Raw genomic sequence first — 25,214 nt, 5'->3', positions numbered from 1 at the left:
AAAATCATATCTAATTCTTAATTTTAAATTAGGACAATAGGTCATACTATTAAATAAGTAAGAGTTTTTGGTGGATGCCTTGGGTCTGGAAGTCGATGAAGGACGCGATTACCTGCGATAAGCCTCGTGGAGCTGGAAATAAGCTATGAAACGGGGATTTCCGAATGGGGAAACCTAACTAGATTAATCTCTAGTTGCATTCTAATGAATACATAGTTAGAATTGTGAGACACGTTGAGAACTGAAACATCTTAGTACCAACAGGAAAAGAAAATAAATAATGATTCCCTGAGTAGCGGCGAGCGAACGGGGAAGAGCCTAAACCAACACTTGTTGTTGGGGTTGTGGGACAACTTACATAGAGTTACAAAATTCATAGATAGCAGAAGGAGTTGGAATGCTCCACAATATAGGGTGAAAGTCCCGTACGCGAAATTTATGAATCTCTTAGTTGAATCCCGAGTAGGGCGGGGCACGTGAAACCCTGTCTGAATCTGCCGGGACCATCCGGTAAGGCTAAATACTAACCAGACACCGATAGTGAACTAGTACCGTGAGGGAAAGGTGAAAAGAACCCCGAGAGGGGAGTGAAATAGATTCTGAAACCAATTACTTACAGTTAGTCAGAGCCCGTTAATGGGTGATGGCGTACATCTTGCAGTATGGACCGGCGAGTTATGACAGCATGCTAGGTTAAGTAGAATAAAGCGAAGCCGTAGAGAAATCGAGTCTGAATAGGGCGCTTTAGTATGTTGTTATATACCCGAAACCAGGTGATCTACCCATGAGCAGACTGAAACTTAGGTAAAACTAAGCGGAGGGTCGAACCGTAGTACGCTAAAAAGTGCCCGGATGACTTGTGGGTAGGGGTGAAATTCCAATCGAACTTGGAGATAGCTGGTTCTCTTCGAAATAGCTTTAGGGCTAGCGTGTAGTGTTAAATAATGGGGGTAGAGCACTGAATATGGAATGGCGGCGCCTAGCTGTACTGACTATAATCAAACTCCGAATACCATTATGTATTGCTATGCAGTCGGAACATCGGTGATAACGTCGATGCTCGCGAGGGAAACAACCCAGATCGTCAGCTAAGGTCCCAAAATTGTGTTAAGTGAGAAAGGTTGTGGGATTTCTTAAACAGCTAGGATGTTGGCTTAGAAGCAGCCATCGTTTAAAGAGTGCGTAATAGCTCACTAGTCGAGAGATCCTGTGCCAATAATTTAACGGGACTAAAACACAATACCGAAGCTACGGGCATGTAAATGCGTTAGGAGAGCGTTCTAAGGGCATTGAAGCTAGACTGTGAAGACTAGTGGAGCGCTTAGAAGTGAGAATGCCGGTATGAGTAACGATTCAGAGTGAGAATCTCTGACGCCTATTGGGGAAGGTTTCCTGGGCAAGGTTCGTCCACCCAGGGTTAGTCAGGACCTAAGACGAGGCCGAAAGGCGTAGCCGATGGACAACAGGTTAATATTCCTGTACTTCCTTAAAGTGTGATGGAGTGACGGAGAAGGATAGCATTACCACTTATCGGATTGTGGGGTAAGCATTTAGAGGGTTACTGGAGGCAAATCCCTAGTAACTTAACCTTGAGATGTGATGCATAGTGAAATGGCAACAAAGTAATGAATTATGTGATTCCATGCTTCTTAAAAAAGCTTCTAACTTAAGCTTTAAGGGACCTGTACCGAGAACGAACACACGTCCCCAAGATGAGTATTCTAAGGCGAGCGAGAAAACCAATGTTAAGGAACTCTGCAAAATTATCCCGTAAGTTCGCAAGAAGGGATGCCAATAGAAATATTGGCCGCAGTAAAATGTGAGGGGGAACTGTTTATCAAAAACACAGCTCTATGCTAAGTCGTAAGACGATGTATATAGGGTGACGCCTGCCCAGTGCCCGAAGGTTAAGATGATGTGTTAGCTATGCGAAGCACTGATTTGAAGCCCGGGTGAACGGCGGCCGTAACTATAACGGTCCTAAGGTAGCGAAATTCCTTGTCGGCTAAATACTGACCTGCACGAAAGGCGCAATCATCTCTTAACTGTCTCAACATTGGACTCGGTGAAATTATGGTCCCAGTGAAAACGCTGGGTTCCCGCATCAAGACGAAAAGACCCCGTGGAGCTTTACTATAACTTCGTATTGAATTTTGGCTTAACATGTGTAGGATAGGTGGGAGACTTTGAAGCTTGGACGCTAGTCCAAGTGGAGTCATCCTTGAAATACCACCCTTGTTAATTTGAAATTCTAACTTGCTACCATTATCTGGTAGGAGGACAGTGCGTGGTGGGTAGTTTGACTGGGGCGGTCGCCTCCTAAAGGGTAACGGAGGCGTTCAAAGTTACACTCAATACAGTCAGAAACTGTATGTAGAGCATAAAGGTAAAAGTGTGATTGACTGTGAGACCTACAAGTCGAGCAGGTGCGAAAGCAGGACTTAGTGATCCGGCGGTACTTCATGGAAAGGCCGTCGCTCAACGGATAAAAGCTACCCCGGGGATAACAGGCTTATCTTCCCCAAGAGATCACATCGACGGGAAGGTTTGGCACCTCGATGTCGGCTCATCGCATCCTGGAGCTGGAGTCGGTTCCAAGGGTTGGGCTGTTCGCCCATTAAAGCGGTACGCGAGCTGGGTTCAGAACGTCGTGAGACAGTTCGGTTCCTATCTGATGTGGGCGTTGGAATATTGATGAGAGCTGCTCTTAGTACGAGAGGACCGGAGTGGACGTACCGATGGTGTTCCAGTTGTTTCGCCAGAAGCATAGCTGGGTAGCCAAGTACGGAAAGGATAACCGCTGAAAGCATCTAAGCGGGAAGCCTCCTCAAAGATGAATATTCCCTATGAAATTCCTTATAGACTATGAGGTTGATAGGCTGGAGGTGTAAGTGTAGTAATACATTCAGCTGACCAGTACTAATAAATTCAATGGTTTAATAGTTTATATTTTATGTTGGTAAATGTACAAGTTTTCTATTCAGTTTTCAGAGATCTAGCCACTTATGTGGTTTTTTTTATTGCTTTTTTATAAAAAAACATAAGAACATAATAATTTGATATAATTTTAATTATGAAACAAATAAGGATAAATACTAAACAGAATTATTTAAAAAATAAAATTATTAAATTTCTCCAATTTCTTTTTTTGTATGTTTCTATAATTTTTTTATTTAGTATTCTTATTATTTTTTTAAAATATTTATCAGATAAAAATTATTTTCAATCTAGTATATTTATTTCTTATTGAACAATAAGCAGCATTTTAACAACTTTTGCTTGCACAACTTATCATTATATAAATTGGAAAAATGGTCAATTTCATTTCAAAATATTAACATGATTTAGTTTAATTCTTTTCATAATTATCAGTTTAATTTTCAGTTTTTCTTATTAAAAAAACAATGATAAAAAAACTGATTTTTTTTATTTTTTTGTTATAATATTAAAGCAACTATTAGATTATGATACATAAGGTTATGATACACCGAGCTTAGTTGTTCTCTCGTGTATTAATCAATTTATGTTGAATCTGATCCAAAAATATGGACAAGGAGAACAAATTATGAAATTAAATATTAAACTAAAATCATTTGAACATGCATTAGTGGATAATGCTTCTGTTAAAATTGTAACTTTAGCTAATACTGATAAAGATGCAGTAGTTAGTGGACCTATTCCATTACCTACAAAAAGAGAAATTATCACAATTCTACGTTCAGTGCACGTTAATAAAAAATCTCGTGAACAATTTGAATCTAGAACTCATAAACGTTTAATTATTATTGATAACGTTTCTGAAAAATTGTTAGATCAATTTAAGCGTATTGAATTACCTGCAGGTGTTCAAATTACAATAAATACTGTTAAATAAAAACAGTTATATTTTTTTATTTTTATATATAAAAATCTATATTTAGTTATAGAAAAAACGAAAGGATAAATTATGAAAGGAATCTTAGGAAGAAAAGTTGGAATGACTCAATTATTCACAAACATGGGTGAACAAATTCCAGTTACAGTAATTGAAGTTAAACCAAATGTTGTTACTAAAGTTCTTACAGCTGATCATGATGGTTATGTTGCAACTCAAATCGCTGTAGAAGATAAAAAACAATCAAGAATTAAAAAACCTGAAATCAATAGATTCAAGCAAGCTAACACAACACCTAAGCGCTTCGTAAAAGAAATTCGTAACATGACAGGTTATGAATTAGGTCAAACAATTGACGCATCTCTTTTTGAAGCTGGAGAAATTGTTGATGTTACTTCAACTTCAAAAGGAAAAGGTTTTGCTGGAACTATTAAACGTCACAACCAAAAAATAGGACCTAAATCACATGGTGGTGGTGGAGGATCTAAACCAGTTCGTCAAACAGGTTCAATTGGGGATATTTCAGGGAATAAAGTTGTTAAAGGTATGACAATGCCAGGACATTTAGGAGCTGTTAAATCTACAATTCAAAACTTAGAAGTTGTTTATGTTGATGTTGAAAATAATTTATTAATTGTTAAAGGTTCAATACCTGGACCTAAAAAAGCTTTTGTAACTATTAAACAAAACGTTAAAGGGTTACCTGCTAAAGAAGCTATTACATTAGTTGATTTAAAAATAGCTTTAGAAAAAAATGAACTATTTGAACAAGCTAAAAAATATGGTGTTGAACTTGCAACAACTATGTCAATCAATGAAATGAAACAATTATTAAAAGAAGCTGAAGAAAAAGCTGCTGAAGCACAAAATAATGAAGAAGGAGAAAATTAATCATGGCAGAAACTAAAGAAACCAAAAAAACTGTTAAAAAAACAACTAAAACTACTTCTTCAACTAAAAAACCAACAACATCTAAAAAAACTACAACAACAAAAAGTACAACTAAAAAGACAACTGAAGTTAAAAAAACTCCAGTAGCTGTTAAAAAAACCAATACACCAGTTGAAACAAAAACTTTAAAATTTAATAAAGAAATATTAAATGATAGATTATTTGGATTAGAAACAGTTCACACTCAAGCAATATTTGATACTGTATTAAGTGATAGAGCAAGTCGTAGATTTTCAACTCACGCTGTAAAAAACAGAGGACAAGTTTCTGGAACTGGTAAAAAACCATGACAACAAAAAGGAACAGGTAGAGCAAGAGCAGGTTCATTACGTTCACCAATCTTCGTAGGTGGAGGAAGAGCTTTTGGACCAACAACTGCTAAAAACTATTCTTTAAAAGTTAACAAAAAAGTAAGAAGCTTAGCAATTAGAAGTGCGCTAAGTCAATTAGCAAAAGCTGAGCAAGTATTTGAATATGAATTCAAACTTGCAAAACCTTCTACTTCAACATTAGCTCAACAATTAAAAGAATTAAAATTAGATAATAATAAAGTTTTAATTGTAACAAGTGATTTAAACGTATTCTTAAGTGCAAGAAACTTAGAAAATGTAAAAACATTAAAAGTAACAAGTTTATCAGTTGAAGAATTATTAGCAACAGATTGCTTATTAATTAGTGAAATAGATTTAAAAATCTTAGAAAGTTTGGTTAAATAATGAATATTAATGAAGTTATTAAGTATCCAGTATTAACTGAAAAAACATATCAACAAATGCACGAACAAAATGTTTATACATTTGCAGTTGATAGAAGAACAAATAAAGTTGAAGTAAGAAAAGCAGTTGAATTTATTTTCAATGTAAAAGTTGAAAAAGTAAACATTATAAAAGTTTCTAAAAAACCAAAGAGAATTGGTCGTTTCCAAGGATTTACAAAAGCTTACAAAAAAGCATTAGTATATTTAGTAGATGGAAATAGTATTTCATTCTTCCCAAATGAAGAAGAAAATAAAAAAGAAGTAAATGTTTCAAAAGAAGAAACTACAAAAGAATTATCAGAAGCAGAAAAAAAAGCTGCTGCTAAAATTAAAAAAGTAACTGAAGAAAAAGACAATAAATAATTATTTTAGTTACATTACAATTAATAAAAATTAATATAACTTAAAAGAAAAAAATATTTTTAAGTACAAGGAGTAATAATGGCTATAAAACATTATAAGCCAACTTCTAATGGTAGACGTAATATGTCAAGCTTAGATTATAAAAATAATTTAAGTGGACATAAACCAGAAAAATCACTACTAGTACCATTAAAAAAACACGCTGGTAGAAATCATAGTGGTATTATTACCACTCGTCACCATGGAGGTGGAAACAAAAGAAAATATCGTTTAATTGATTTTAAACGTAATAAAGATAACATTGAAGCTGTTGTAAAAACAATAGAATATGATCCAAACCGTAGTGCTAATATTTCATTATTAGTATATAAAGATGGAGAAAAACGTTACATTTTATCACCAAAAGGATTAAATGTAGGTAATGTTGTTGTTTCAGGAGAAAATGTTGATATTAAAGTAGGTAACTCTTTAGCATTAAAAAACATTCCTGATGGAACATTTGTTCACAATATAGAATTACAACCTAAACAAGGTGGAATCATTGCACGTAGTGCAGGAACAAGTGCACAAGTTTTAGGTAAGGAAGAAAATGGAAGATATGTAATTTTAAGACTAAAAAGTGGAGAAGTAAGAAAAGTATTAGCAGAATGTAGAGCAACAATTGGTATTGTAGGAAATGAAGAACATTCATTAGTTAATATAGGAAAAGCTGGACGTAATCGTCACTTAGGAATTAGACCAACAGTTCGTGGGTCAGCAATGAACCCTAACGATCACCCACATGGGGGAGGGGAAGGACGTCAACCAATCGGACGTAAATCACCACTTACACCATGAGGTAAAAAAGCTCTTGGAGTTAAAACACGTTCAACTAAGAAATCATCAAATAAATTAATTATCAGAAGAAGAAAGGCGAATAAATAATGGCTAGATCACTTAAAAAAGGTCCATTTGTAGATGAACATTTAATGAAAAAAGTTCAAGCTATTTTAGATGGTAAAGCACCAAAAAAACCAATTAAAACTTGAAGTCGTCGTTCAACAATTTTCCCAGATTTCATTGGACTAACATTCCAAGTACACAATGGTAAAATTTTTAATGATGTATTTGTTACAAATGATATGGTAGGACATAGATTAGGAGAATTCTCACCAACCCGTACATATACAGGACATGGTGCAGATAAAGGGAAGAAGAAATAATGAATAGCGCAAAAGCAAGTGTAAAAGTTCAAAGAATTTCTGCTTACAAGGCAAGATTAGTAGCTGACCTTATCCGTAACAAAAATACTCAAGAAGCAATTTCTATATTACAAACAACCAATAAAAAAGCAACAAAAATAATTTTAAAATTATTAAAAAGCGCAATAGCTAATGCAACAAACAACCATGGATTAGATGGACAAAAATTATATATTTCAAAAATTCTAGTGAATGAAGGACCAACATTAAAACGTTACCAACCACACTCAAAAGGTAGAGCATTTCCAATTTTAAAAAGAACAAGTCACTTCTACATTGAAGTAAGCGAAAGAAACTAAGGAGAAATTTATGGGACAAAAAGTTAATCCAAATGGTTTTAGATACGGAATTTCTAAAGACCACAATACAAACTGATATTCAGATAAAGCAAAATACGCAGATCAATTAATTGAAGACCAAAAAATCTACCGTTTCTTTAACAATTTAGTTAGAAATTATCAAATTGGAAATGTACAAATTTTAAGAGATCAAAAAGAACATGTTATCGTTAAAGTTCACACAGCAAAACCTGGAGTTATTCTAGGAACAAATGGAGATAATGTTAAAGAATTAACATTAAAATTAAAAAAATATCTTCGTAATAAAAAAATTAATTTAAACATTGAAGTTGTTGAATTAAAAAATCCTGATTTAAATGCAAAATTATTAGCTGAAGGTATTGCAGAAAAATTAGAAAACCGTGGAAGCTTTAGATTAGCACAAAAATTTGCTATTCGTTTAGCTATGAAAGCTGGAGCTAAAGGTATTAAAACCGCAGTTTCAGGTCGTTTAAACGGTGTTGATATGGCACGTAAAGAAGGATATAATGAAGGTGAAATGAAACTTCATACCTTACGTCAAGATGTAGACTACGCAACCGCAACAGCAAGAACAACATACGGAGCTCTAGGAATTAAAGTTTGAGTATCATTGGGAGAAAAACAATTACAAGGAGATAAAGATGTTACAACCAAAAAGAACTAAACACCGTAAAATGTTTAGAATTCGTCACGACAAAATAAAAGCAGGACGTGGAAATAAAGTTTCATTTGGAGAATTTGGACTTCAAGCAAAAACAAGTGCTTGAGTAACTGCAAGACAAATTGAAGCAGCCCGTATCGCTATTACTCGTCGTATGGGACGTGAAGGACAAGTATTTATCAGAATTTTCCCACATATGTCAAAAACATCTAAACCTATCGGAGTTCGTATGGGTTCAGGTAAAGGTAGCCCAGAAGAATGAGTATCAGTAGTAAAAGTTGACACAATGATGTTTGAAGTTAAAGGTGTTAGCGAAGCTATTGCTATGGATGCATTACGTCTAGGTGGTCACAAACTACCAGTAAAATGAAAGATTATTAAAAAAGAAGAAGGAGTTAACTAATGAAATACCAAGATCTTAAATCAAAAAGTATTGAAGAATTAAATAATTTAGTTACTGACTATAAAGCTAATCTTTTTACATTACGTTTTAAAGCAAGAACAGGACAATTAGAACAAAACCACAAAATTAAAGATATCAAAAGAGATATTGCTCGTGTTTTAACAGCATTAAATGAAAAAATGTCATCAGGAGAAACAAAATAATGGAAAGAACAAATAACCGTAAGGTATTATCAGGAAAAGTTGTTTCAAATAAAAATGATAAAACAGTTATCGTTTTAGTTGAAACATATATTAAACACCCTAAATATAACAAACGTTTCAAAAAATCAAAACGTTTTGCAGTTCACGACGAAAACAATCAAGCTAAATTAAACGATATTGTAAAAATTCAAGAAACTCGTCCACTTTCAAAAACAAAACACTTTAGATTAGTTGAAGTTTTAGAACAATCACAAGAAGGAGATGAATAATCTATGATACAAGAATTATCAAGAGCTAATGTTGCTGATAACTCAGGAGCAAAAGAAGTAGGAATTATTCGTAACTTAGGTGGATCTGTTAAAAAATTTTCTAATATTGGAGATATCGTAATTTGTTCAGTTAAAAAAGCAATTCCTAATGGAATGGTTAAAGAAGGACAAATTGTTAAAGCTGTTGTTGTTAGAACTCGTTATGGTCTACAAAGATCAAATGGAACATATATTCGTTTCGATGATAATGCTGTAGTAATTATAAAAGATGATAAAACGCCAAGAGGAACACGGGTATTTGGGCCTGTAGCACGTGAATTACGTGATAAAGGTTATCTAAAAATCGTTTCTTTAGCTCCGGAGGTATTATAATGGCTAGTCAAAAAATTCGTAAAAACGATACAGTAGTTGTTATAAGTGGTGCTCATAAAGGTAAAGTTTCTACTGTTTTAGCTTTAGATCCAAAAAATAATTTAGTAACATTAAAAGACGTAAACAAAAAAACAAAACACATCAAACCAAATCAACAAAATCAAGACGGTGGAATTGAAATTAAAGAATTTCCAATTCATATCTCAAACGTTGCTATTTTAGTGAAAAAAGGTACAGCTTCAACACCTGCTACATATTCAAGAGTAGGATTTAGCATTGATAAAAACAACAAAAAACAAAGAGTTGTTAAAAAAACAAATAAAACATTTTAATTAAATTAAGGAAGTATCATGAATAAATTACAACAAAAATATTTAGAAGTAACTAGAAAAGAACTTCAAGAAAAATTTAATTACAAAAGTTCAATGCAAATACCACACATCGAAAAAATAGTATTAAATATGACAGCAGGAAACGAAGTTACTAATTCAAAAGCAATCGAAGAAGTTAATAATGAATTAATGTTAATATCAGGACAAAAACCAACACAAACAGTTGCTAAAAAATCATTAGCAAGTTGAAAATTACGTGAAGGAATGCCTATGGGTTCAAAAGTTACTTTACGTAGAGAAAAAATGTGATCATTTTTAACAAAATTATTAGAAGTTGCATTACCTCGTGTAAGAGACTTCCGTGGAGTTAATCCAAAGAGTTTTGACGGTAGAGGAAACTACGCAATAGGAATAAAAGAAGAAATCATTTTCCCAGAAATTAGTTTCGATAAAGTAAGAAAGTTAAAAGGTTTAGACGTAATCATTGTAACAAGTGCAAAAACAAATGAAGAAGCATATGCACTTCTAAAAAGTTTAGGTATGCCTTTTGGTAAAGGAGAATAATAAATAATGGCTAAAAAATCATTAATCGTTAAATCACATAAAACACCAAAATTCTCAACAAGAGCATATACACGTTGTGAATTATGTGGACGTCCACATGCAGTATTAAGAAAATATAAAATTTGCCGTATTTGCTTTAGAAATTTAGCACATGAAGGTAAATTACCAGGAATTAAGAAAGCGAGTTGATAATTATGGCAATTATAACTGATCCAATAGCAGATATGTTTGTAAGAATTAACAATGCAAGAGCTCGTAAAATGAGAGATGTTATTGTTCCTCATTCACTTAAAAAAGTAGCTATTTTAGAAATTTTTAAACGTGAAGGATACATTGTTGATTTCAAAGAAACAATGCAAGATAACCACAAACATATCGTTGTATCATTAAAATATAAAGGTTTTACAGGTTCACAAAGTGTTATTAATGGACTTAAAAAAGTTTCAAAACCAGGACTTAAAGTTTATGCAAGTGCTAAAACGCTTCCAAGAGTTTTAAGTGGATATGGAACCGCAATTATTTCAACATCAAAAGGTTTATTAACCGATAAAGAAGCTAGAAAGGAAAATGTAGGTGGAGAAGTAATCGCCTTCATTTGATAATATGTCTAGAGTAGGAAAAAGAATTTTAGAAATACCTGTTAATGTTGAAATTACTATCACAAATAACACAGCACAAGTAAAAGGACCTAAAGGAACATTAGAATATACATTTAATCCATTAATCAGCGTTTTAGTTGAAAATAATACTGTAACAACTCAACGTAAAAATGAAGAAAAACATACTAAACAATTACACGGAACCACAAACTCTTTACTAGCATCAATGTTAAAAGGTGTTAGTGAAGGATTTACAAAAGAAATCGAAATTATCGGGGTTGGATACAAAGCAACTCAAAAGGGAAATCAAATCGAAGTTATTGCGGGATATAGTCACCCAGTATTAGTTGATATACCTGAAAACTTAGATGTTAAAGTTGTAAAACCAACTTACATTACTATTTCAGGAATTGATAAACAAGCTGTTGGTCAATTCGCAGCAATATTAAGAGATATTCGTCGTCCAAGTCCTTATTCAGGAAAAGGAATTATGTATAAAGGTGAAAAAATTCGTCGTAAAGAAGGGAAAACTGCTTCTAAATAATAAGCAGAAAGGTAAAATATTATGCAAAAATCAAGAAAAGATAGACGTGTTACAAAACACATGAAAATTAGAATGCATTTACAAGGTACAGCTGATGTTCCACGTGTAACTGTATTTAAATCACTACACAATTTTTATGCACAATTAATAAATGACGAAACACATACAACTTTAGCAGCTTCATCAACAAAAGCATTATCTCTTACAACTAATAATATTGAAGCAGTCAAAACTGTAGCAAAAGATTTTGCAACAAAATTAAAAAACAAAAATGTTACAAAAATTGTTTTTGATCGTTCAGGATATATTTATCATGGTAAAGTGGCAGCATTTGCTGAAACACTACGTGAAGAAGGGATTAATTTCTAATGACAAATAATTTAGAAGAAACTCAAGTTTTAACAAACGAAGAAACAACAAAAGTAGTTAAAAACACACACAAAAACAATTTTAAAGCAAAAGAAAATGATCAAGAAAAAACAGAATTTAGACGTGAAAAAAGACCAAATTCTCGTTTTAATAAACAAGATAAAGATGCAAGAAGATCAACAAGAAGACCTAGAGAATTTAACACTGTAAATTCAGAATTTGAAGAAAAAGTTGTTAATATAGCTCGTGTTACTGTTGTTGTTAAAGGGGGGAGACGTTTTAGTTTTTCAGCTTATGTATCAGTTGGTAACAAAAAAGGAAAAATTGGATTTGGACACGGTAAAGCAAACGAAGTTCAAGATGCAATTAAAAAAGCAGTTAAAGATGCGCATAAAAACATTTTTGAAGTTCCTATTGTTAATGGAACAATTCCTCACGAAATGCAAGCTAAGTTTTTAGCTTCTAAAGTTCAACTACGTCCTGCACGTAAAGGGGCTGGAATCATTGCTTCAAATACAGTGCGTAGCGTTGTAGAATTAGCAGGATATACAGATATCTCTACAAAAACTTACGGTTCAAGAAATAAACAAAATATTGTTTATGCAACAATTAAAGCCTTAAAAAACTTAAAAACAGCTAAAGAAATTGCTGAATTAAGAGATATTAAAGTAAGTGATTTATAGTATTTAAGGAGTAAAAAATGCAAAAATTAAATAATCTTAAATATACAGAAGGCGCAAGAAAAGATAAACACCGTGTAGGTAGAGGACATGCTGCTGGTAAAGGTAAACAAGCTGGTAGAGGACAAAGTGGACAAACAAAACGTAACAATGTACGTCTAGGATTTGAAGGGGGACAAAACCCATGATTCAGACGTTTACCAAAAAGAGGATTTAAAAATGTAAATCATATTGAATTTCAAGTTGTTAATTTAGATCAACTAGAAATTAAATTTGAAAAAAATGAAACAGTAAGTTTTGAAACTTTATTTAATAAAGGTTTAATTAAACATTATGATCAACCTGTTAAAATTTTAGGACGTGGAGAAATTACAAAACCACTAGTTTTAACAGATATTGATAAAATTTCTAAAACAGCCGAAGACGCAATTGTTAAAGCTGGAGGAAAAATCGAGGTTGAATAATGAACAAAACTACCAAAGATCAAAAAACTCAGTCTCAAAAACTAAAAAAATTAAGTTTTGATTCTAGGTTTGTTAAATTTAAGAATAGTTATAATGATTTTTGAAAAAATCATGATTTAATAAAAAAAGTAATTTTTACTATATTCTTATTAACTATCTTTGTAGCAGCAGGAACAATTACTATTCCTGGTATCCATTTAGTAAATCAAGATAAATTAAATGGAGGAGATTTTTTAGGGATCTTAAATTTAGTAGGTGGTGGAGGGCTTAGAAATTTTAGTGTTGTAGCTCTAGGAATTAGTCCATTTATTACCGCTAGTTTAATTATGATGATTTTACAAACTAAAATATTTCCACCAATATATAGACTAAGTCAATCCGGTCCCCAAGGGCGAATCAAAATTAATATAATTACAAGATTCGCAACCTTAATATTTGCAATTATTCAAGCAATTGTGTTAACAAAAGCCTTAAAAAACCCCAAAACAGGGTTTGGGATCAGAATTATTAGTGAATTAGATACAAATACTTATGCTTATTTCATCTTACCTTTAATTTTAATAGCCGGAAGCTTGTTTGCATTATTTTTAGGTGAGTTAATAACAAATAAAGGTGTTGGAAATGGAACTAGTTTAATAATATTTGCAGGTATTGCTTCCAATTTAATTCCAACATTTAAAAATGCTTTTGAATTTCTTGTAACAAGTTCAAAAACAGAATCATTAGTATTTAAAGAATTAATTAACTTTAGTGTTTATTTAATTTCATATAGTTTAGTTATATTTGTTGTAGGGTATTTCTACTTAGCAGAAAGACACATCCCTATTCAACAAGTAGGAGCTGGTCTTTCTAAAAATGAAAAAGAATTATCTTATTTACCATTAAAAGCAAACCCCGCAGGTATTATGTCGGTAATTTTCTCATTGATGGTACTAAGTCTACCAACAATGATTGCTGGATTATTTAATCCTGCTACAAGTTCATATTACAATTGAATTTATACTAATTTTCAAATGACACAACCTGTTGGTTTCTTTCTATTTATTGTAATTACATTTGCATTTACTTTGTTAATGGGATTACAACAATCAAAAATAGATAAAATTTCAGAAGACTTTGCAAAAAGCTCAACATTTATTCCTGGTATTAGACCAGGTGAACAAACTGAAGATTACTTAATTACAAAAATTTTAAATTTAAGTTATTTTTCAAGTATATATTTAATTATTATTGGTGCGATGCGTTATGTAGAAGAAATGCTACACCTACCAGCTAATATAGCTTTTGGAGGAACGGGGTTAATGATTTTGGTTTCAGTTACAATTGAAACGTTACAACAAGTTCAAGCCCGTTACAAAACCCAAGAGTTATCAAGAAAACGTAAAAAAATTCTACATAGTCTTGAAAATGGAGAAGAAGGTGATTTATTATGATAAAAACATATAAAGATCTAAATTTAATATTTTTAGGAGCACCTGGTGCTGGAAAAGGTACTGTAGCAAATCAATTAGTATTAAATGATGAATTTATTCAAGTTTCAACTGGTGAGATACTAAGAGAAGAAATTAGAAATCAAACCAAACTTGGATTAGAAGCGCAAGCTATTATGAGTCGTGGTGATTATGTAAGTGATGATATCGTAAATGAAATTATTAAGGCAAAATTAAATAAACTAACATCTCTTAATCAACATTTCATTTTAGACGGTTATCCACGAACATTAGCACAAGTAAATTTTTTAGAATCACTTGAATTTACTAAAATAGATTATGTTATTTTATTAAATATTGAACAAGATGTGATTTTAGAGAGATTAACAAATCGAAGAATTTGTCAAAATTGTGGCGCAACATATCACTTAATTTCTAAAAAACCTCAGGTAGAAAATATATGTGATGAATGTAAAAATCCTTTAATACAAAGAAAAGATGATCAACCCGATGTTATTTTAAAAAGATTAGATGTCTTTACACAACAAACAAAACCATTGATTGATACCTATAAACAAAAAGGTAATTTGATTGAAATCAATGCAAATCAAGATATAGAAGATGTTTATTTAGATATTAAAAATAAACTAATAGAATCGATACAAAATGATTTTAATTAAAAATTCTCAAGAAATAAAAGACATCAAAAAATCTTGTGCTATCCTGGCAGAAGTAAAAACCATCTTATGAAACTTCATAAGACCAGGTGTTTCTTTAAAAGAAATAGATAGCATCGCTTTTAAAGAAATTAAAAAAAGAAATGCAAAGCCTGCTTTTTTAGGACAATATGGATTTAAATACAGCTTATGCATTAGTGTTAATGAAGAATTAATCCATGGTATTCCTAGTGATAGAATCTTAAAAGATGGTGATTTGGTAAAAGTTGATATGGGTGCAATTTGAAATGGAATGTATTCAGATAGTGCTTTTACTAAATATGTAGGAGATAATCCTAGTGAAGAAGATTTAAATTTAATAAAAGTGGCAAAAGATGCTTTTATGGCCGGATTTAAAGAGGTTAAAGTCGGTAAAAGAATAGGTGATATAAGTCATGCAATTGGTAAAGTAATCAAAGAAGCAGGATATTATACACCTTTAGAATATACGGGTCATGGCATTGGTCGTTCTTTACATGAAGATCCTTATGTATATAATGACGGAAAAAAAGATACCGGACCTTTAATAAGAAATGGTATGGTAATTTGTATTGAACCAATGATTCTACAAAAAACCTACAAAACAAAAGTTTTAAAAGATGGCTGAACAGTAGTAAGTTCATCAGGATTGAAATCCAGTCATTATGAACAAACAATTCTTATTGAAAATGATAAAGCAATCATTTTAACAGGAGACAATATTTAATGGCAAAAGATGCAATCAAAATGACAGGTAAAGTAACTAAAGTTCATTCAACAAAAAATTTTATTGTACAACTTGAAAACGGAATTGAAATCCAAGCAACAACAAGTGGTAAAATGGCACTTCACAACATCAGAATAATTAATGGTGATACTGTGGATGTTGAAATGAGCCCTTATGATTTATCAAAAGGAAGAATAGTTTATCGTCATAAATAACGAAAGGAAATCGCATGAAAGTTCGCGCTTCTATCAAACGAATTTGCAAAGATTGCAAAGTTATAAAAAGAAATGGTACAAATCGTATTATTTGTATTAACCCAAAACATAAACAAAGACAAGGATAAAAAAATATGGCTAGAGTTTTAAACGTTGAAATTCCTAATAATAAACGTGTAGTTATTTCTTTAACTTACATATTAGGAATCGGTCGTTCTACATCAGAAGATATTTTAAAAGAAGCTAATATTGATGAAAATATTAGAGTAAAAGATCTAAGTGAAGAACAATTAACCAAAATTCGTGACATTGCTAAAAAATACTTAACAGAAGGTGATTTACGTCGTGAAACCCAATTAAACATTAAACGTTTAATGGAAATTAAATCATATCGTGGTTTAAGACACCGTAAAGGATTACCTGTTCGTGGGCAATCAACACAAAAAAATGCTCGTACAAGAAAGGGACCTCGCAAAACCGTAGCAGGTAAGAAAGGTAAATAATAATGGCTAAAAAACAAAAGAAAATTGTTACCAGTGGTATAGCACATATCCATTCTACTTACCAAAATACCATTGTTTCATTCTCAGATGAAGCTGGAAATGTTTTTGCTTGATCATCTTCAGGAGCAATTGGTTATAAAGGTACAAAGAAAAAAACACCTTATGCAGCTGGATTAGCTGCTCAAGCAGCTTTAGAAAAAGCATTAGAATTTGGATTAAAAGAAGTTAAAATACTTGTTAAAGGTGTTGGTGCTGGTAAATCAACAGCTAGAAAACAAATTGAAGCTTCAGGTTTATTAATTAAAGAAATTAAAGATGTTACACCTGTTCCTCACAATGGTACACGTCCACCTAAAAAAATATTAAAAAGAAAGTAGAACTTAATTAATTATGGAAAAAATGACCAAAATTCATTACGCAGAATTAACAACTGAAAAAATTAACGAATGTGATAGTACTTTTTCATTACAACCTTTATCAAGGGGGTTTGCTGATACATTAGGAACCGCATTACGTAGAACATTATTATCATCAATTACATCATGCTCTATTTTTGCAGTAAAAATAGCAAATGTTCACCACGAATTTGAAATTTTAAGTGGACTTAGAGAAGATATTGTTACTTTATTAGGTAATTTAAGACATATTCGTTTTAAATATAATAAAGAACTTTTTGAAGAACCTAACACAGTAGTTAAAGTTTCATTTAATTTTTCAGGTAAAAAAATAATTTACGCCGGAGATATTCAAACTGATGCATTAGAAATCGTAAATACAGATTTATATATCGCTGAAATTGAAGAAGGTGGACAATTGCAAGTTGATCTATTTATAAAAAGCGGTAGAGGATATGTTGATTTTGAAGAAAACAAAAAAGTTGTTGCAGCATTAGGATCAAAATTAGATAGTAAAATAACAAATGGACAAATTTTAACAGTTGATAGTGATTTTAGCCCTGTTAAAAAAATTAGTTACGAAGTACAAGAATTAAATAGTTCAAGTACAATTATTGAAGAAGAATTAATTTTACATGTTGCTGTTGATGGGACAATAGCAGCAGCTGAGGCATTATCACAAGCATCACAAATATTAATTGCTCATTTACAAATTATTGGAAATGTTGATAATATTCAAGAAATTAGACTATTTGAAGATGTTGCACAAGAAAAAGAAAATAATGAAATGCGTTCAATGGATATTGAAAAATTAGGTCTAACTATTAGATCAAAAAATGCATTACATCGTGCAGGATACTATAAGGTTGATGATCTATTAAATTTAACTGAAGATGAATTATCTAATATTAAAAATTTAGGTAAAAAATCAGTTGATGATATAGTTAAGAAAATTAATACTTTCAGAGAAAATTTAAATAAAGGAGACGAATAATGGCAAATCCTGTGCAATTATACAGACGTAATTCAGAGTGAAGAAACCATGTGGAACGTTCTTTAGTAACCGATGTTTTAGTTAAAGGTAAAGTTGAAACTACATTAGCAAGAGCTAAACAACTACGTCGTAAAGTTGATAAAATGATTACAAAAGCTAAGAAAAATACTTTAGCTTCTCGTCGTCAAGTTGCAAGTTATTTAAGAAATATTCAAGCAACAGCAGATAAAGACGCAGTTCAATATGTATTTGATGTTTTAGGACCTCGTTATAAAGATCGTAACGGTGGATACTGCAGAATAATTAAAAAAGGATTCCGTCAAGGTGATGGATCTGAAATGGCAATTTTACAATTAGTTTAATATTTATAATTTATAAACTAATTTTAAATTACTACTAATTATTAAGGAGAAATATTATGGCTATAGTTCCAAAGAGAAAAACATCAAAACAACGTAAACATTTACGTCGTTCACATCATGCTTTAACAAAAAATACATTTAATTCATGTTCAAATTGTGGTCAAGTAGTTTTACCACACAGAATTTGTGAAAACTGTGGTTTTTACAATGGTAAAAAAGTTGAAGGTTTCAAAGCTAAACAAGATAAATAATCCAAAAATTAAGCACCAGAAAATTCTGGTGCTTTTTTATATATTTTTTTTGCAATTATAAAAATAACATAAAAAATGTGAAAATAAAATTTTAAATTTTGTATAATTTAGGTGATAGTGGGGAGGAGTGGGAATGTATGGAAATTACGAGCGTACTTTAGATGAAAAAAACCGCATAGTTGTTCCGGTTAAATTCCGTGAAGAATTAGGTAATAATTTTTTCATTACTTTTGGTTTAGATAATTCTCTTACCTTAAGGAGTCAAGAAGAATTTAATAAATTAACCAAAAAGCTAGCAGAAAATAACATGTTAGATAAAAACATGCGCCAATTTAATCGTTTTATTCTTTCAAATACAGAAGAAATAAATTTGGATAGAAGTGGTCGCTTTGTAATTCCTACAAGATTCCTTGAACGAGCTGCTATCAAAAAGGATATTATTTTCATTGGAGTTGGTAATGTATCTGAAATATTTGCAAAAGAAATATACGAACAAGATATAAAATCAATCGATGAAACACAAGAATTTGACAATCTAGCGCAATTACTTTTTGAAAGTGGTGCTAAATTATAAAACACATCCCAGTTCTTCTTAAAAAAAGCATTGATGCTTTAGATATAAAAGAAGATGGTATATATGTTGATTTAACATTAGGACGCGCAGGACATAGTCAAGAAATATTAAAAAAACTGTCAACAGGACATCTTTATTGTTTTGATAAAGATCAACAAGCAATAGATGAATCAAAACCTTTACTTGAAAAAATATCACCAAATTTTACGTTGATCAAATCAGATTTTAGAAATTTTGATGAAGAATTAGCAAAATTAAATATTTTAAAAGTAGATGGTATTTTAGCAGATTTAGGTGTATCTAGTCCGCAACTAGACGATTTCACAAGAGGGTTTAGTTATTCAAAAGATTCTCGTTTAGATATGAGAATGGATAAAGAACAAGAATTAGATGCACATTATATTGTTAATAATTACGAAGAACAAACTTTAAAACATTTATTACAAAATAACGCTGATGTAAAGCTTGCATGAAAAGTTGCGAAAGCCATTTGTGATAATAGACCTATAGACACAACTTTGCAATTATCAAATATAATAAAAAATGCTTATCCAGCTTATTTATTAAGACAAAAAAATCCTTTAAAAGCAGTTTTCCAAGCAATAAGAATAGAAGTTAACGGAGAACTTGAATCACTTAAAATTATGTTATCCAAAGTGGAAAAAATGCTAAATAAAAATGGTATTTTAGCCATAATAAGTTTTCATTCTATTGAAGATAAAGTGATTAAAACATTTTTTAACTCTTTAAAATTGGAAGCTTCAACTTATAAATTGCCCATTCAAATGCAAGAAAATTATAAGATGAAAAAAATTATTGTTTCTGATGAAGAAAAAGACGATAACTATCGTTCAAGAAGTGCAATACTAAGAACACTTCAAAAATTAATAGATTAATGGAATTAAGATGGAAAGAAAAGTAATTGTTGTTATAAAAGAAAATTTCGCAAAATTTACTATTTGTGCTTTTGAAAGTATAAATGGTGATTTTGCAATAATACTATCTCATTCCATTAATAAAAATCAAGAACATGAAAAAATAATTAAGACATTTAAAAACTATATTGAAGAAATTCAAAATATTACCTGTGGTAATGTTAAAAATATAATTTATTTAATAAATGATCCTAATTATTTTTATACAAATAAGTATGCTTTAAATTTAAATAACAAATTTATTGATTTTAGCAAAATTGATTTAAATTCAATAATAAATCAATTTAAGCAAGACACAATCGATTTTTTAGCTTGTTATCAAGTAAATGATATTCAAGTAATAAAAAAAGACAATAGCATATTACAAACAAAAGATTTAAAATTAATACTTTCACAGGAAATAAAATCTTTAAAAGCAACTATAACTAGATATTTTATTAAACAAAATGCATATAAAAATGCACAAAATCTAGCTAAAAAATTATCTTTAAATATAGAAAAAATGATTATTGGTCCACAATTAGAAACTCTTTATGTTTCTAATCTAAAAAATCAAGATCAAAAAATTCTTATAAATATTACAGAAGATAATGTTTTATTATCTTCTGTAACAAACAAAGCTATTCAAGAAAAAATAACACTTAACTTTGGAACAAATATTTTAATTTCAAAATTAGCAAATGAATTAAATATAACTTCTTATGAAGCACAATGTTTAATTGCAAATTACAATCATTTAGAAAATGATTTACAATTACCTTTTCTATTTAGAAAAGATAAAACCTTACAAGTTATTGATAAATTTATAAAAGAATTTTATAAAAAAATTTCCTTAAAAATAGCTTGTGTGTTTAATTTATCTAATATTTTAGACTTTTCAAATACAAAACTTGTTATTTTAGAATCTAAAATTCTAAACCAAACAACTTCGCAACAAATACTATCTTTATTAAATCCCAATAATAAAGTAGAAACAATTCAAGATTATAAACTACCTATTTATAAATATAAAAATTTCAATAATTTAGTTTTAGTTAATTATTTAAAATTAAATATCTCTGATCAAGATATTACCAATACATATACAATTAATACTCAAACTATTGAAAATATTAAATTTAAAAAACAAACGATCATTAAAAATTTTATTAAAAGAATATTCACAGTGTAGGAGAAAAAATGGAAACATCACAATCAAATAAATTATCAGAAACCATCGAAGCCACTGCTTCTATAAAAATAGTTGGAGTAGGTGGAGCTGGAAATAATTCATTAAAAAGTTTAATGGATGTGCAACTACCTGGGGTTGAATTTGTTGCAGTTAATACTGATAAGCAAGCCTTAAAAGAATTTCCTAACAAAGAAATTTGCCTACAAATAGGTGATGAACATGGACGTGGAGCAGGAGCTGACCCTGAAATGGGAAAACAAGCAGCAATTGATGCACGTAATGATATAAAAGATCGTTTAAAAAATACAGAACTTGTAATAATAGCTGCTGGTATGGGTGGAGGAACTGGAACAGGTGCTTCACCAGAAATTGCCAAAATAGCTAAAGAAAACGGTTCATTAACAATAGCAGTTGTAACAATGCCTTTCATTTTTGAAGGTAGAAAAAGAACAGAAGTTGCAATAGAAGGGTTAGAAAAACTAAAAAAAGAAGTTGATGCATATATTATAGTAAGTAACGAAAAACTTTTAAATGCATTTGGTGAATTACCAATCGATGAAAGTTGAAAATATTCAAATATAACATTAAAACAATTAATTAGATCTATTATTGATATTACTGTATTACCTTCATATATCAATTTAGATTTTGCTGATTTACAAAATTTAATTAAGAAAAATCCAGGTGAGTTAGTAGTTGGAATTGGAAAAGCAACAGGAAAAGATAAAGCTGAAAAAGCTGTTTCACATGCTTTAAAGAGCCCTATTATTGAATCAAATATTATGGGTGCAACACAATGCATAGTTCATATTTCTGTAGGAAATAATGCAACACTAAAAGATATTAGTGATGTATCACAATTCATGAATAAAATCATGAATAAAGAAGTTGATATGATATTTGGATATAATAAAATCGAAAGTGAAAATAAAGAACAAGACGATAGTCTTGTTGTAACTATTATAGCTGCTGGAATCAAAGAAGAATTTAAAAAAGATACTCAAGCAATAAGACAAGAAGTTAATCAACAAATGGAAAAATCATTAGAATCTTTACACAATAAAAACATCGAAAATGATGAAGAAGATATCACTCTAGAAAATGAAAATAATTCTGAAAATAACAAAGGTTTATTTGATTTCTTTAAATAAAACGATGTCTTAGAAGTTTTTAAGAAACATAAAAAACCAATCATAATTCCCGAGATTTTCTCGGGATTTTTTATTTGCTTTGTACTTTGATTTTTTGAATATTTATATATAATTTTATATTATAAAGGAGTTTTATGGCATACAAAATGACACCCACTCAATTAGCTAGTAAACTATGAGATTCAGCTAATGAATTAAGAAAAAATTTTGATTCAAAAAAATATAAAGATATAATTTTGAGTTTGATATTTTATAAATTTCTTTCACAAACAATTATTGATTGATTTTGAGAAAATGAAGGCATAAAATATGAAGAAATAAAAGAATTTGACAATTCTCCAGATGAAAATATTCAAAAACTAATTTTAGATGAAAAAGGTTATTATATACCTTATAAATTTTTATTTCATACTTGAATTAATAATTCAAGTGAAGATGAACAACTTTCAATAGATCTTTTTAAATCTGCATTAGATTCATTTGAAAAAAGTGTGCGAGATACACAAGATGATAATTTCATTCAATTGTATCATGGAATTTTAAAACCATTAAGAGATAATTATGAACAAACAACAGCAAGTGATAAACGTGCAACTGAAAATAATTTAAAACAATTGATAAAAAAAATAGATGAAATTCCCACAGGAAAACAAGATTATGATTTATTAGGTTACATTTATGAATATTTCATTGGAAAATTTGCAAGTACATCAGCAAAAGAAGACGGTCAATATTATACACCACATGAAGTATCTGATTTAATGTCTGAAATAATTTCAAATCATTTAAAAGATCGTAAAGAAATTTCAATTTATGACCCAACTTCAGGTTCAGGTTCATTACTTTTAAATATTGGTAAAACTTACCAAAAAATGACTGGAAATGAAAACAACATCACATATTATGCACAAGACGTATTACAAGAAGCATATACAACAACAAGAATGAATCTACTAATGTCAGGAATTGAACCTAGTAAAATTCATGTAAGCATGGGAGATACTTTAAAAAGAGATTGACCATTTATAAAAGATAAAATAACTGATATGAATACATCACAAAAATTAGATGCAGTTATTTCAAATCCACCTTATTCACTAAACTGAGATCCAGAAAATGCAGCTAATGATCCTCGTTTTATAAACTATGGTTTAGCACCTAAATCTAAAGCTGATTTTGCGTTTTTATTACATTCATATCACCATTTAGATACAGATGGGATTATGGCTATTGTTTTACCTCATGGAGTATTATTTAGAGGAAATAGTGAAAAAAGTATTCGTGAACAATTAATTAAAAATCATGCAATCGATACCATTATTGGTTTACCTGATAACATGTTTTTTAATACCAATATTTCAACAATTATTATGATTCTTAAAAAAGATCAAAAAGAAACAGATGGTTCAATTCAATTCATTGATGCTTCACAATTGTATGAAAAGAAAGATAAATTCAAGAAATTTAATATTTCACATATTAAAAAGATTTCACATGCAATTATAAATAAAACTAATATTGAAAACTTTTCTAGAGTTGTTAGTTTAGAAGAAATCGAAGCTAATGATTATAATTTAAATATTTCAAGATACATAGAAAACTTTGAAACACCAAAAGAATTTGATTTATTTGCTTCTTTAAATGCAAAAATACCACAAAAAGAAATTGATGAATTTTCTCAATTTTGAAATATTTTTCCTAATTTAAAAAACAAAATCTTCAATCAAGATTTAGAACATAAAAATTACAGTGTCTTTAAAGATGTTGATTCATTAGATAGTTTAATATTAGAAGATGAAGAAGTTAAAAATTATTTAAATGATTTTAATGATAATTTATCAAACTTAAAAGAATTTATTAAATCTAGATTTAGTAATTTACATACATTTGCAACTGTAGAAAAATTCAAGTTCCAAAAAGAATTTGATGATTCATTTTTTAGAAGTTACAATCACCTGGATTTAATTGATAAATATGAACTATATCAAATTATTCACCAAATAAATGATACCGTTTTAGATGATGTACAAATTCTTTCAGAGTTTAATGTAACTGACAACTTTGCAAAAGATAATCAAGATGAAATCTTTGAAGATATTGAAAAAAAATCTAAAAAAGATGAAAACAAAACCATTCTTAAAAAAGAATTTTTAATAAATCAATTCTTTTTAGACAAACAACAAGAAATTGATGAATTAAATGCACAAAAAGAAGAATTAGCTTCAGAAATTTCAGAACTAAAAGATAGCAAAACTGAAAATGATTCAGATGAAGAAATTAACAAAATAAACAAAGAAATAAAAGCATTAGATACTCAAGCTAAAAAAATTAAAACAACAATCGATGCTTTAACAAACGAAATTACAACTAATTTAAATGAAAAAATTCAAAACTTAACAAATGAAGAATTTTTAAATTTACTATATGTTAAATGAACAGAAACTTCATTTACTAAAATTTCAAATAAAGTAGATGAAATTTTAAATGAATTTATTTCAAATCTTAAAAATTTACACAACAAATACAACGAAACAATGTCAGATTTAGATACTCAAATTAAAGAGAATGAAAAAGAATTAAGTTCTCTATTAAAAGAATTAAAAGCTGAAAATGAATCTGATGCGTTAGCAATAAAAGAATTAATAAAATTATTAGAAGGCAAATAAAATGAATGATAAAAAAAGTTTAGTGCCTTCAATAAGATTTAAAGAATTCACTAACGATTGGTTTCAAGACAAGACAAAAAATCTTTATAATTTTGCTTCAGAAGGTGGAACTCCAAATTCTACAAATAAAATATTTTATGAAAAAGGTAAAATACCGTTCGTAAAAATAAATGACACAA

General features: G+C 29.9%; 34 protein-coding genes, 1 rRNA gene and 1 pseudogene. All 36 read left to right on the top strand.

Annotated elements, in window-relative coordinates:
• Positions 1-47: 47 nt before the first annotated feature.
• Positions 48-2,944 (top strand): 23S ribosomal RNA (locus N8G13_RS02390).
• 621 nt (positions 2,945-3,565) lie between these two features.
• The gene (rpsJ, locus tag N8G13_RS02385; RefSeq protein WP_246529895.1) at positions 3,566-3,874 is read left to right on the top strand and encodes a 30S ribosomal protein S10; all 309 of its coding nucleotides are present in this window, start codon (positions 3,566-3,568) and stop codon (positions 3,872-3,874) included.
• 72 nt (positions 3,875-3,946) lie between these two features.
• Positions 3,947-4,624, top strand: a pseudogene (rplC, locus tag N8G13_RS02380) (50S ribosomal protein L3); the annotation flags it as partial.
• A 143-nt stretch (positions 4,625-4,767) separates the two neighbouring features.
• Complete coding sequence (gene rplD, locus N8G13_RS02375; protein WP_262289314.1) at positions 4,768-5,541, top strand: 50S ribosomal protein L4; 774 nt, start codon at positions 4,768-4,770, stop codon at positions 5,539-5,541.
• Positions 5,541-5,945, top strand: coding sequence for a 50S ribosomal protein L23 (gene rplW / locus N8G13_RS02370; RefSeq protein ID WP_262289313.1), 405 nt, complete (start codon positions 5,541-5,543; stop codon positions 5,943-5,945). The genes rplD and rplW overlap by 1 nt, the downstream gene beginning before the upstream one ends.
• Before the next feature lie 78 nt (positions 5,946-6,023).
• Positions 6,024-6,869 carry a 50S ribosomal protein L2 gene (gene rplB, locus N8G13_RS02365; RefSeq protein WP_216489252.1) on the top strand — a complete coding sequence of 282 codons (846 nt, stop codon included), beginning with the start codon at positions 6,024-6,026 and terminating at the stop codon, positions 6,867-6,869.
• The gene (rpsS, locus tag N8G13_RS02360; protein ID WP_171112548.1) at positions 6,869-7,147 is read left to right on the top strand and encodes a 30S ribosomal protein S19; all 279 of its coding nucleotides are present in this window, start codon (positions 6,869-6,871) and stop codon (positions 7,145-7,147) included. Before rplB ends, rpsS begins: the two co-directional genes overlap by 1 nt.
• On the top strand, positions 7,147-7,485 hold the full coding sequence (gene rplV / locus N8G13_RS02355) for a 50S ribosomal protein L22 (RefSeq protein WP_216489253.1): 339 nt from the start codon (positions 7,147-7,149) through the stop codon (positions 7,483-7,485). Before rpsS ends, rplV begins: the two co-directional genes overlap by 1 nt.
• Before the next feature lie 10 nt (positions 7,486-7,495).
• A complete protein-coding gene (rpsC, locus tag N8G13_RS02350; RefSeq protein ID WP_216489254.1) occupies positions 7,496-8,170 on the top strand; it encodes a 30S ribosomal protein S3 in 675 nt (224 codons plus the stop codon).
• Positions 8,148-8,570: a 50S ribosomal protein L16 gene (gene rplP / locus N8G13_RS02345; RefSeq protein ID WP_216489255.1), complete on the top strand. Its 423-nt coding sequence runs from the start codon at positions 8,148-8,150 to the stop codon at positions 8,568-8,570. The genes rpsC and rplP overlap by 23 nt, the downstream gene beginning before the upstream one ends.
• On the top strand, positions 8,570-8,773 hold the full coding sequence (rpmC, locus tag N8G13_RS02340) for a 50S ribosomal protein L29 (protein WP_216489256.1): 204 nt from the start codon (positions 8,570-8,572) through the stop codon (positions 8,771-8,773). The genes rplP and rpmC overlap by 1 nt, the downstream gene beginning before the upstream one ends.
• Positions 8,773-9,042, top strand: coding sequence for a 30S ribosomal protein S17 (gene rpsQ / locus N8G13_RS02335; protein WP_216489257.1), 270 nt, complete (start codon positions 8,773-8,775; stop codon positions 9,040-9,042). The genes rpmC and rpsQ overlap by 1 nt, the downstream gene beginning before the upstream one ends.
• Positions 9,043-9,045: 3 nt before the next feature.
• Complete coding sequence (rplN, locus tag N8G13_RS02330) at positions 9,046-9,414, top strand: 50S ribosomal protein L14 (protein WP_216489259.1); 369 nt, start codon at positions 9,046-9,048, stop codon at positions 9,412-9,414.
• Complete coding sequence (gene rplX / locus N8G13_RS02325; protein ID WP_262289312.1) at positions 9,414-9,746, top strand: 50S ribosomal protein L24; 333 nt, start codon at positions 9,414-9,416, stop codon at positions 9,744-9,746. The genes rplN and rplX overlap by 1 nt, the downstream gene beginning before the upstream one ends.
• A 15-nt stretch (positions 9,747-9,761) precedes the next feature.
• Positions 9,762-10,310, top strand: a complete 549-nt coding sequence (gene rplE, locus N8G13_RS02320) for a 50S ribosomal protein L5 (protein ID WP_373422496.1) — start codon at positions 9,762-9,764, stop codon at positions 10,308-10,310.
• A gap of 6 nt (positions 10,311-10,316) precedes the next feature.
• Positions 10,317-10,502 (top strand): type Z 30S ribosomal protein S14, encoded by a 186-nt coding sequence (locus N8G13_RS02315; RefSeq protein ID WP_216489265.1) that lies wholly within the window; start codon positions 10,317-10,319, stop codon positions 10,500-10,502.
• A gap of 8 nt (positions 10,503-10,510) precedes the next feature.
• On the top strand, positions 10,511-10,912 hold the full coding sequence (gene rpsH / locus N8G13_RS02310; protein WP_444875231.1) for a 30S ribosomal protein S8: 402 nt from the start codon (positions 10,511-10,513) through the stop codon (positions 10,910-10,912).
• A 1-nt stretch (position 10,913) separates the two neighbouring features.
• Positions 10,914-11,453, top strand: a complete 540-nt coding sequence (rplF, locus tag N8G13_RS02305) for a 50S ribosomal protein L6 (protein WP_262289311.1) — start codon at positions 10,914-10,916, stop codon at positions 11,451-11,453.
• Between the two features lie 21 nt (positions 11,454-11,474).
• Positions 11,475-11,822 carry a 50S ribosomal protein L18 gene (gene rplR / locus N8G13_RS02300; RefSeq protein WP_216489272.1) on the top strand — a complete coding sequence of 116 codons (348 nt, stop codon included), beginning with the start codon at positions 11,475-11,477 and terminating at the stop codon, positions 11,820-11,822.
• A complete protein-coding gene (gene rpsE / locus N8G13_RS02295; protein ID WP_316043856.1) occupies positions 11,822-12,505 on the top strand; it encodes a 30S ribosomal protein S5 in 684 nt (227 codons plus the stop codon). The genes rplR and rpsE overlap by 1 nt, the downstream gene beginning before the upstream one ends.
• 17 nt (positions 12,506-12,522) lie before the next feature.
• The gene (gene rplO, locus N8G13_RS02290) at positions 12,523-12,966 is read left to right on the top strand and encodes a 50S ribosomal protein L15 (RefSeq protein WP_216489276.1); all 444 of its coding nucleotides are present in this window, start codon (positions 12,523-12,525) and stop codon (positions 12,964-12,966) included.
• On the top strand, positions 12,966-14,402 hold the full coding sequence (gene secY, locus N8G13_RS02285; RefSeq protein WP_216489278.1) for a preprotein translocase subunit SecY: 1,437 nt from the start codon (positions 12,966-12,968) through the stop codon (positions 14,400-14,402). The genes rplO and secY overlap by 1 nt, the downstream gene beginning before the upstream one ends.
• Entirely contained in the window at positions 14,396-15,076 is a 681-nt protein-coding gene (locus N8G13_RS02280) for an adenylate kinase (RefSeq protein WP_262289310.1), read from the top strand. The genes secY and N8G13_RS02280 overlap by 7 nt, the downstream gene beginning before the upstream one ends.
• Complete coding sequence (gene map, locus N8G13_RS02275) at positions 15,063-15,818, top strand: type I methionyl aminopeptidase (protein WP_262289309.1); 756 nt, start codon at positions 15,063-15,065, stop codon at positions 15,816-15,818. The genes N8G13_RS02280 and map overlap by 14 nt, the downstream gene beginning before the upstream one ends.
• Positions 15,818-16,033, top strand: coding sequence for a translation initiation factor IF-1 (gene infA, locus N8G13_RS02270; protein ID WP_216489284.1), 216 nt, complete (start codon positions 15,818-15,820; stop codon positions 16,031-16,033). Before map ends, infA begins: the two co-directional genes overlap by 1 nt.
• 14 nt (positions 16,034-16,047) lie before the next feature.
• Positions 16,048-16,161 (top strand): 50S ribosomal protein L36, encoded by a 114-nt coding sequence (gene rpmJ, locus N8G13_RS02265; RefSeq protein ID WP_169605176.1) that lies wholly within the window; start codon positions 16,048-16,050, stop codon positions 16,159-16,161.
• Between the two features lie 6 nt (positions 16,162-16,167).
• Positions 16,168-16,536 (top strand): 30S ribosomal protein S13, encoded by a 369-nt coding sequence (rpsM, locus tag N8G13_RS02260; RefSeq protein WP_216489286.1) that lies wholly within the window; start codon positions 16,168-16,170, stop codon positions 16,534-16,536.
• A 2-nt stretch (positions 16,537-16,538) separates the two neighbouring features.
• Positions 16,539-16,913 (top strand): 30S ribosomal protein S11, encoded by a 375-nt coding sequence (rpsK, locus tag N8G13_RS02255; RefSeq protein WP_216489289.1) that lies wholly within the window; start codon positions 16,539-16,541, stop codon positions 16,911-16,913.
• Between the two features lie 13 nt (positions 16,914-16,926).
• Complete coding sequence (locus tag N8G13_RS02250; protein ID WP_216489291.1) at positions 16,927-17,925, top strand: DNA-directed RNA polymerase subunit alpha; 999 nt, start codon at positions 16,927-16,929, stop codon at positions 17,923-17,925.
• On the top strand, positions 17,925-18,287 hold the full coding sequence (rplQ, locus tag N8G13_RS02245; protein ID WP_216489293.1) for a 50S ribosomal protein L17: 363 nt from the start codon (positions 17,925-17,927) through the stop codon (positions 18,285-18,287). The genes N8G13_RS02250 and rplQ overlap by 1 nt, the downstream gene beginning before the upstream one ends.
• 56 nt (positions 18,288-18,343) lie before the next feature.
• Positions 18,344-18,538, top strand: a complete 195-nt coding sequence (gene rpmF, locus N8G13_RS02240; protein WP_216489295.1) for a 50S ribosomal protein L32 — start codon at positions 18,344-18,346, stop codon at positions 18,536-18,538.
• Between the two features lie 133 nt (positions 18,539-18,671).
• Complete coding sequence (gene mraZ, locus N8G13_RS02235) at positions 18,672-19,112, top strand: division/cell wall cluster transcriptional repressor MraZ (RefSeq protein ID WP_262289308.1); 441 nt, start codon at positions 18,672-18,674, stop codon at positions 19,110-19,112.
• Entirely contained in the window at positions 19,106-20,008 is a 903-nt protein-coding gene (gene rsmH / locus N8G13_RS02230) for a 16S rRNA (cytosine(1402)-N(4))-methyltransferase RsmH (protein WP_262289390.1), read from the top strand. The genes mraZ and rsmH overlap by 7 nt, the downstream gene beginning before the upstream one ends.
• A gap of 10 nt (positions 20,009-20,018) precedes the next feature.
• Positions 20,019-21,218 (top strand): hypothetical protein, encoded by a 1,200-nt coding sequence (locus tag N8G13_RS02225; RefSeq protein WP_262289307.1) that lies wholly within the window; start codon positions 20,019-20,021, stop codon positions 21,216-21,218.
• Between the two features lie 8 nt (positions 21,219-21,226).
• Positions 21,227-22,369: a cell division protein FtsZ gene (ftsZ, locus tag N8G13_RS02220; RefSeq protein WP_262289306.1), complete on the top strand. Its 1,143-nt coding sequence runs from the start codon at positions 21,227-21,229 to the stop codon at positions 22,367-22,369.
• Between the two features lie 134 nt (positions 22,370-22,503).
• Entirely contained in the window at positions 22,504-25,035 is a 2,532-nt protein-coding gene (locus N8G13_RS02215; protein WP_262289305.1) for a type I restriction-modification system subunit M, read from the top strand.
• Positions 25,036-25,214 lie beyond the last annotated feature (179 nt).

It is taken from the genome of Mycoplasma zalophi (genome assembly GCF_025486335.1).
GTDB classification, from domain to species: Bacteria; Bacillota_I; Bacilli_A; order Mycoplasmatales; family Metamycoplasmataceae; genus Metamycoplasma; species Metamycoplasma zalophi.
This window is presented reverse-complemented; position numbering and strand designations above follow the sequence as displayed.